5 protein-coding genes are annotated in these 6,044 nt (G+C 37.7%); 1 reads left to right on the top strand and 4 read right to left on the bottom strand.

Annotated elements, in window-relative coordinates; translation table 11 throughout:
- Positions 1-182: 182 nt before the first annotated feature.
- Positions 183-575, top strand: a complete 393-nt coding sequence (locus ACTBZY_RS06870; RefSeq protein WP_463045610.1) for a DUF302 domain-containing protein — start codon at positions 183-185, stop codon at positions 573-575.
- 70 nt (positions 576-645) lie between these two features.
- On the opposite strand, the gene ACTBZY_RS06865 is transcribed toward ACTBZY_RS06870, so the two are convergent.
- The 4 genes from ACTBZY_RS06865 to ACTBZY_RS06850 form a co-directional block, all read right to left on the bottom strand.
- Positions 646-2,385 carry a thiamine pyrophosphate-dependent enzyme gene (locus ACTBZY_RS06865; RefSeq protein WP_463045609.1) on the bottom strand — a complete coding sequence of 580 codons (1,740 nt, stop codon included), beginning with the start codon at positions 2,383-2,385 and terminating at the stop codon, positions 646-648.
- Positions 2,386-2,448: 63 nt separating this feature from the next.
- Positions 2,449-3,081 (bottom strand): SDR family oxidoreductase, encoded by a 633-nt coding sequence (locus ACTBZY_RS06860; RefSeq protein WP_463045608.1) that lies wholly within the window; start codon positions 3,079-3,081, stop codon positions 2,449-2,451.
- Positions 3,082-3,132: 51 nt separating this feature from the next.
- On the bottom strand, positions 3,133-4,116 hold the full coding sequence (locus ACTBZY_RS06855) for an NADP-dependent oxidoreductase (RefSeq protein WP_463045607.1): 984 nt from the start codon (positions 4,114-4,116) through the stop codon (positions 3,133-3,135).
- 854 nt (positions 4,117-4,970) lie between these two features.
- The gene (locus tag ACTBZY_RS06850; protein ID WP_463045606.1) at positions 4,971-5,411 is read right to left on the bottom strand and encodes a universal stress protein; all 441 of its coding nucleotides are present in this window, start codon (positions 5,409-5,411) and stop codon (positions 4,971-4,973) included.
- Positions 5,412-6,044: the final 633 nt, after the last annotated feature.

The following is a 6,044-nucleotide window of genomic DNA, read 5'->3' as shown; positions in this document are numbered from 1 at the left end:
GTTAATAGTGGTAAATGGATAATGGATCCTTTACGCGTCTCTTTTGAAGAGCATCTATTACAGGTTTATAAAGGAAAAGTAAAGCTATTACATTCCGGTATGGAAAGTAGAACAGCCGCTATTGCCGGTGCGGCCTCTTTAATTTGGGAAAAGCATAACAACGAATATTAAATATAGAATTTATGAATTACTGTTTTAGTAAGGTTTTAGAAGGTAAAAATTTCGATGAAGCCATAGCGTTGGTTACCGCTGAACTTAAAAAGGAAGGTTTTGGAATCTTAAATGAAATAGACTTACAAGCAACCTTAAAAAACAAGATTGATGTCGATTTTAAGAAGTATAAAATCTTGGGAGCCTGCAACCCCGGTTTTGCTCACAAAGCACTGTTGGCTGAAGATAAAATCGGACTTTTTCTACCTTGCAATGTCATTGTAGAAGAGCATGAGAATGGCCAAGTTGAAGTTTCTGCTATTGACCCAATGGCCTCTATGAGCAGTGTAAAAAACGATACTTTGGCTACGCTAGCCGCAGAAGTTCAAGAAAAGATGAAAACAGTGATACATAATCTAAAATAAAACTAAGCGTCTCAAAAAAGCTTCGAATGAAGATGGCAGCGATATCAAAACGCTGCCATCAAATCTTGTTTTATAATAATTCCCGTAAGTACTTCAATTCGCTCTTTGTCGTATCCACTATTTCCGCAAAATTGCCATTAACCATCAGTTTCGTCATGGATTTAGCAAAACCTTTAACCTGTTCAAAATTCAAAGTTGGAGGCATTGCAAGAGCATTTGGATCTGTAAAAATATTGATGATGGCAGGTCCGTCATGTTTAAATCCGTTTGAGATGGCTGCTTCCACATCTTTAGACTCCTTGGCCTCCCATGCTGCAATGTTCATGGCTTCTGCCAATTTCACAAAATCAGGATTTACCATATCAGTTTGCCAGTCCACATACCCTTCCACCCTCATCTCTAGTTTTACCATACCCAGAGAACGATTATTGAAAATGATGATTTTAACCGGAATTTCATATTGACTGATAGTCATCAAATCGCCCAAAAGCATGGAAATGCCACCATCACCACAGAATGCTATCACTTGACGTTTAGGATGCGACAGTCCCGCTCCAATGGCCATGGGCATGGCATTCGCCATAGAGCCATGATTGAAAGAACCTGTCAAGTAACGATTTCTACCCGCTTTTAAATAACGAGCCGCCCATACCGCACTCATCCCTGTATCCACTGTAAATATGGCATCGTCGGACGCTAATTTATTCACCAAATGAGCCACATATTCGGGGTGAATATGCTTTTCTGCTCCTTTTTCTTCCACATAGCCATCATATATCGTTTCAATTTCTTGATGTAGCAAACGCATTTTATCAAGAAAATCAGTAGACGTTTTTGTTTCGACCATAGGCATCAACTCTTGTAGCGTTGATTTAATATCACCACAGTAGCCAAAATCTACTTTAGCCCTACGTCCTAACCGCTCAGGTTTGATATCTATTTGTATAATTTTGCATTTTTCGGGAAGGAACTCACTGTAAGGAAAATCTGTACCCAACATCAACAAAACATCTGCTTCATGCATGGCTTCAAAGCCCGATTTGTTACCCAAAAGTCCATTTAAACCTACTGCATAAGGATTTCCGGTACGTTCAAAGAAGATTTTTCCTCTAAAACTATAGCCCAATGGCGATTTAAGTATTCCTGCCAATTGCATAACTTCATCCACTGCGTGACGGCAGCCGTGCCCGCAGAAAAGCATCACTTTTTCATTAGAATTGATAACGGTGGCCAATTCTAGAAAATGTTCTTTGCTTGGCGTTATCCTTGGCTCCGTATAAAAATTATAATTGGCTGAATGGACAGACTCTAAATCAGCAGCGGCTACATCACCCGGAAGCCCAAGAACAGCCACACCTTTTTTGCTTATAGCATGCTGAATGGCAGTTTGCATGCCATTAATAGCCTGCTTTGGCGTGTTGGCTTGAAAAACGTACTTAGAGCAATCTTGAAACAACAGTTCAGGTTTTGTTTCTTGAAAGTTTTCCAGCCCCATTTTTTCAGTATGGATGGTGGAAGCTATCGCAATAACTGGGTTTCCAGATTTATTGGCATCATATAGCCCATTGACTAAATGAACATGCCCAGGTCCGCTGCTTCCCATACAGCAACCTATGCCGTTCAGCTCTGCTTCCATGGATGCAGCATAAGCACCAGCTTCCTCATGCCTTACATGTATCCATTGGAGTCTACCGTCCCTTCTTACGGCATCATTAACGGGATTAAGACTATCGCCTGTTACGGCATAAACTCTCTTAACCCCTGCTTCTACGAGCATTTCTACTATTCTATCCGATACATTTTGTGACATGGCTTGCTTATATTTTTATTTATTTTTTGTGCTAAAGTGGGCTTATTGTCCTTCTATATTCCATCATGAACGAACGGCTTCTGCTATCGGAATATCCCCACTTATAATTTCAAAAACCTGATTTTGTCCAACATCACTATCTAAGGCTTCCACTAATGTTTTAGCTACATCTATTCTTGAAATACTTCCTTGAGTATCAAGTTTTTCGTTCAGTTGGATTTTGCCAGAACCATCTCCATTTGTCAATTGACCTGGCCTTACAATACTATAATTCAATCCACTTGCGATTAAATGAGCATCTGCATTATGCTTGGCTCTGAAATAATCCTCCAGATTATGACTTTCATCGGGGCTATCAGCTCCCATGGAGCTCAACATCACAAACTTCTGCACTCCGGCTTGCTTGGCAGCATCCGTTAAACTTTTTGCTCCCTCCTGATCTACAGCTATAACATTATTACCTTTCGAGCCTGCAGCAAAAATCACTTTATCTATATTTATTACAGCGTGATTCAAATCTTTCTCTAAATCAGCAAGAACCGCCTTTACGCCTTGATTTTCAAAATAGTCTTTTTGGTCTTGCTTTCTTACCATGGCTATAGGCTGATAGGTTTTTGAATTTTTCAATAGGTTGACAATAGATCTCCCTGTGCTACCATTGGCACCCGCTACTAATACATTTTTTAAACTATTCATGCTTTTTCATTTTTGTTGAGTTAGACAGTTTTTATTTTAATTCGATACGTTTTAGGAAATCCTTATTATAATTTTCCCTTTTGCATGTCCAGTTGCTAGATATTGATAAGCCTCAATACCGTTTTCGAAAGAATAAACTTTATCAACTACAGCCTTTAGCGTTCCGCTTTCCACCATATCCGAAATTTCGTTTAACTGCTTACTGTTCGGTTGCATCCATGTCAGTTTATAAGTAGCAGCTTTCTCACTAATCAGCTTTGACAATTCTTCGGGTAATTTGTAATCACTCAGACCCATATTTGCTGCGGTTGCTTCATCAGGAGGGCCTACTATGGTTGTTACTTTTCCACCTTCTTTTATTATTTCAAAGGATTCGAATGTGTAGCTATTTCCTAAGGTGTCAAAAACAATATCTAAATCAATCGCTATCTTTTTATAATCCTCCGTTTTATAATCTATCACACGATCTGCACCCAAACCTCTGACCCAGTCAACATTTTTCCCACTTGTGGTCGTGTAGACGAATGCTCCTTTAGCCTTGGCAAACTGGATGGCAAAACTCCCTACCCCACCTGAACCAGCGTGAATCAGAACCCTATCGCCCTTTTTAATACCAACATTCTCTAAAGCCTGAATTGCGGTAAGACCTATTAATGGTAAACTAGCCGCTTCTTCAAAGGAAATATTAGCAGGCTTTTTAGCCACCTTGTCACTGGATACTGCTACGTATTTAGTTAGCGTACCCATTTGTTCTTGTGGCACTCTAGCATAAACTTCATCACCAATCTCGAAATCAGTAACCTTCTCACCCTTTTCTATGAACACTCCACTTAAATCAAACCCGATAGTACTTGGTAACTTTAAAGGCACCATATCTTTTAAGTGACCTTCTGCCATTTTATAATCAATAGGATTTAAAGAAGCTGCTTTTACCTCTACAAGAATATCATCTGGTTTTACGCTTGGCTGGTCTACTTCTCCAAAGGCTAAACTATCTTTAAGGTCGCCGTATTTTACTATTTGTAAGGCTTTCATATTAACTGTACTTTTTTTTAAGTTTTTTGTGTGTTTTCTTATTCGCTTTATCTCATCCACTAAGAAGCTTAAAAGATTGTTCCGACTAAAAAAAGGTGTTTGCAAACTTGCAATTAACCGAGTCGACAATGAGTGCAAACATTATTCCTCTGATTTTATGCAAATCATAGAGGTGTAAATATCTACTGATTAGCGTTTAAGGTGTTAGCAAATTGCCTTATGCTACGCATCAAAGCCTAGACCAAAGTGAACTGTTTTCATATTAAGATTTACTGGGTGTAGAATCTATTCATCAATTGCTTTAGAATCTTTTACACCATTGGTATCAAACTACAGACTATCAATACCTAATTTACTATCAAAGCCGACATGACAAATACATAATAAGCTAATTTACAGTCATTTACCTTAATATAGAGATAAAGACAATACTTCTTTTGTAAACAAAAATCAACGTGGGAAATATAAGAGACGCTTCTAAAAGGGCTTGAGACCGTAGAGATAAAGTCACAGATTAGCTCTTTACAATCAATTTAACCCGCTTTATGCCTTGGAGAATCGTAATGAGTTTTAAAAATCAGGCATTTAAACGAGATTAGCATAGCAGTTTACCAGGAGCTTTTTGTCGAAGGGTTCTGGTGATTGAATTTAAGTGCGTTTACGCCTGATTTGTTTTACCCTGAGCTTGCAGATTAGATACGGTCCTGATAAAATCGGGAGATTTTATAATGCATAAAGCGGGTTTAACTTGCTCGTTATTCTATGTTTTGAAACTTGATTGTATTTATAAGATTCCTTCAGCCTCTTTTGAAATAAAATGATAGCAAAAGGTCATTTTACTTTTTGCCACTGGTTTACTTTTCCGTTTTTTTAGTAGGTACAATGAATAGCGGAATACTTGCCTCTTTTAGCACTTCTTCAGCAACACTTCCCATCAGTATGTTTTCCAACCATTTACGGCTATGGGTGCCTAATACAATAATGTCTGCCTTTATGTCTTTTGCAGCATGTAATATTTGCTCAGCAGTATCCCCTTCTATTACAAGTGTTTTAATACCTTCCGGTCCAAGATCTTTTTTCGTTTTATCCAAAAAATGTTGAGCTGATGTCTTCAGGTCATCCCTAAGCTCTAGTTGCTGATACATTCCAGAATATTGCGTATAATAGAAAAGGGGTTTTGAAATCACGTGGAGCAACACAATTTCAGCGTGCATTGTTTTTGCCAAATCAAAACCAGATTTAGCAACTTTCTGTGAAGTAGGATCATAGTCCAGCGTTATAAGTACTTTTTTCATAATATGTGTTTATAAATTATAATTTTCAATAGAACGAAGTTAAGCTTTCTGTCAACAGGATATGTTATACAATTCTTAACATGACTTACATAATTCACACCTTGAAATAAATGCAATTTCCTAATAATCAAACCCATAGCATCTCTTTATGTAATAAATCTTATTCGCCCGCAATTCGAGCCGATAAGAAATCCGATTTACACTGGAATATCTAGAAAGTAGTAGGGCATGATTTTTTGAAGCATTAATTACACCCGTATCTGTATAAGTTAGATCTTTGGAAAATCCCGCTCAATGATTACGCGAATCAACTCACAATCTCCCAATTAACTAGAGTCATTTTTTAGTTATCTTCCCAATGCTTTCCTTGTTCTTTTACCGTTTTGTTATTTCCAATAGGATAGTCATAATGCATGTCGAGCACTTCAGAATTTAGACAAGTTTTTTTAGCCATATACCTCCATTCTACATAGAATTCTTTATCAAGCAGAAAGCCATATACATCTGGGCAAGCAAAACTTCAAAACATACTCAGGAGGCCGTTTTTTCAAACGATTTAAAACTTGCTTTTTGTAGGCTCATCTATAAAATTATCGTCTTCACAAGAAGCTCAATAAATATCCTAGAACTAGC

It is taken from the genome of Arcticibacterium sp., assembly GCF_055134445.1.
Note: the sequence above shows the minus strand (reverse complement) of the source record. Positions and strands in the feature narration are given on the sequence as shown.

Excerpts from the sequence above, each read along its gene's own strand:
- ACTBZY_RS06870 (WP_463045610.1), top strand. The coding sequence starts at position 183 with ATGAATTACTGTTTTAGTAAGGTTTTAGAAGGTAAAAATTTCGATGAA.
- ACTBZY_RS06865 (WP_463045609.1), bottom strand. The coding sequence starts at position 2,385 with ATGTCACAAAATGTATCGGATAGAATAGTAGAAATGCTCGTAGAAGCA.
- ACTBZY_RS06860 (WP_463045608.1), bottom strand. The coding sequence starts at position 3,081 with ATGAATAGTTTAAAAAATGTATTAGTAGCGGGTGCCAATGGTAGCACA.
- ACTBZY_RS06855 (WP_463045607.1), bottom strand. The coding sequence starts at position 4,116 with ATGAAAGCCTTACAAATAGTAAAATACGGCGACCTTAAAGATAGTTTA.
- ACTBZY_RS06850 (WP_463045606.1), bottom strand. The coding sequence starts at position 5,411 with ATGAAAAAAGTACTTATAACGCTGGACTATGATCCTACTTCACAGAAA.